The sequence below is a fragment of the Streptomyces sp. NPDC048255 genome (genome assembly GCF_040652415.1).
In the GTDB taxonomy this organism is placed as follows: domain Bacteria; phylum Actinomycetota; class Actinomycetes; order Streptomycetales; family Streptomycetaceae; genus Streptomyces.
Genome location: NZ_JBEZMA010000134.1, coordinates 1 through 1,979, shown reverse-complemented (window position 1 = coordinate 1,979; position 1,979 = coordinate 1). Strand labels below are relative to the sequence as shown.

The following is a 1,979-nucleotide window of genomic DNA, read 5'->3' as shown; positions in this document are numbered from 1 at the left end:
GCCCGTGAACGTCTCCACCCACAACGGCTCAGTCCGCAACACCCCACCCATACAAGCAAAATGCCCAAGACTGAGCCTTCTGCAACAACCTTTAGCGCGCCGGGTAGTCCGTGTAGCCGCGCGCGTCGCCGCCGAAGAAGGTGGACGGGTCCGGGGTGTTGTAGGGGCCTTCGGTGCGGAGGCGGTCCGGCAGGTCGGGGTTGGCCAGGAAGAGGGCGCCGAAGGCGAGGAGGTCGGCGGTGCCGTCCTCGATCAGCGTGAGGGCTCGGTGGTCGGTCGGGCCCTCGGTCGCCGGGTTCAGCACCAGCGGGCCGGTGAACAGCTTGCGCAGGGCGAGGGTGCTCTGCCGGGCCTCGGGTCCGTGCTCCAGGACGTGCAGGTAGGCCAGCCCGAGCCTGTCGATCTCCTTGACCAGCGCCTCGTAGACGGGCTGCGGGTCGGGCTCGGAGATGTCGTTGTACGTGTTCCCGGGCGAGACGCGCAGAGCCGTGCGCTCGGCGCCGATCGCGGCGGCGACCGCCTTGACCGCCTCCACCGCGAAGCGGATCCGGTTCTCGGCCGTGCCGCCCCACTCGTCGGTGCGCAGGTTCGAGCCGGGGGCCAGGAACTGGTGGATCAGGTAGCCGTTGGCCCCGTGCAGTTCCACGCCGTCGAAGCCGGCTTCCACCGCGTTGCGGGCGGCCTGGGCGTAGTCGGCGATGGTCGCCCGTACCTCGGCTCCGGTCAGCTCGCGGGGGGTCACGAAGTCCTTCATGCCGTCGCCCGTGAACAGCTGCCCCTGGGCGGCGACCGCGGACGGGGCCACGGGGACCAGGCCGTCGGGCAGCAGCGTCGGGTGGCCGATCCGGCCGGAGTGCATCAGCTGGGCGAAGATCCGGCCCCCGGCCGCGTGCACGGAGTCGGTGACCTCGCGCCAGGCGGCGACCTGCTCGGCGCTGTGCAGGCCGGGGGTGAAGGGGTAGCCCTGCCCGACGACGGAGGGCTGGATCCCCTCGCTGATGATCAGACCGGCGGAGGCGCGCTGGGTGTAGTACTCGGCGACGAGTGCGGTCGCGATGCCGCCCTCACCGGCGCGGCTACGGGTCATCGGGGCCAGGGCGATCCGGTTGGAGAGGGTGGCACCGGCGACGCGAACGGGTTCGAAAGCGCTGGTCATATTCGCCTCACATAGATAGTTGGTCGGCCAATCATTGGCTGCGAGATGCAGCGTACCTCATTACTTGGCCGACCAAGGTAAAATTTGGAGGACGGGTAGAATTCCCGCACGACGGTCCGGACGAAGACCGCTGACCGGACCCGGCGGACCCCGCCGGATCCACCGGACCGACCCAGGAGGAGCGCTGCGATGACCGCGGAAACCGCTCGGGAACCGCGCACCACCTCGGAGTGCGCGGCGGCGCCCAGCGCCGTGCTGGACGGGCCGGTCAGCCATGCGATCAGCCGGGTCTCCCGGCTCCACCGGATCGCGGCGGGCCGGGTCCTGCGGGACCTGGGGCTGCACCCGGGGCAGGAGTTCCTGATGATGCACCTCTGGGACAGCGGGGCCGTGCGCCAGTCGGAGCTGATCAAGGCGGTCGGCCTCGACCCCTCCACGGTGACCAAGATGCTGCAGCGCCTCGAGCACTCCGGCCACGTACAGCGCCGGCCCGACCCCTCCGACCGGCGCGCCTCCCTGGTCGAGGCGACGGACACCAGCTGCGGGCTCCTGGTCGAGGTCCGCAGGGCATGGGGCGAGCTGGAACGCCAGACCCTGGACGGCCTGGACGACGCCGAACGCGCCGAACTGGCCCGCCTGCTGGGCAAGGTCGAGGCCACCTTGTGCACGGAGGTCACCCGGGGCGGCGGCGCGGAGTGCGAAGCGGAGTACAAGGGGCCGGGCGGCTGCTAGGTCCTGTCCGGGCGATCTTCGTGGATCAGCCCGCGTCGTCCGGTGCGGTGCATCGCAAGGCGGAGGATCGCAGCTCGTACTCGGCCGTACT

The 1,979-nt window shown here is 70.8% G+C and carries 2 protein-coding genes; one reads left to right on the top strand and one right to left on the bottom strand.

Annotation, left to right across the window (positions count from 1 at the left end):
• Window positions 1-91: 91 nt before the first annotated feature.
• Entirely contained in the window at window positions 92-1,156 is a 1,065-nt protein-coding gene (locus AB0D94_RS37750; protein ID WP_362062492.1) for an alkene reductase, read from the bottom strand.
• Between the two features lie 189 nt (window positions 1,157-1,345).
• Here AB0D94_RS37750 and AB0D94_RS37745 point away from each other — a divergent pair, with 189 nt between their 5' ends.
• Window positions 1,346-1,888, top strand: a complete 543-nt coding sequence (locus AB0D94_RS37745) for a MarR family winged helix-turn-helix transcriptional regulator (protein ID WP_362062489.1) — start codon at window positions 1,346-1,348, stop codon at window positions 1,886-1,888.
• Window positions 1,889-1,979: the final 91 nt, after the last annotated feature.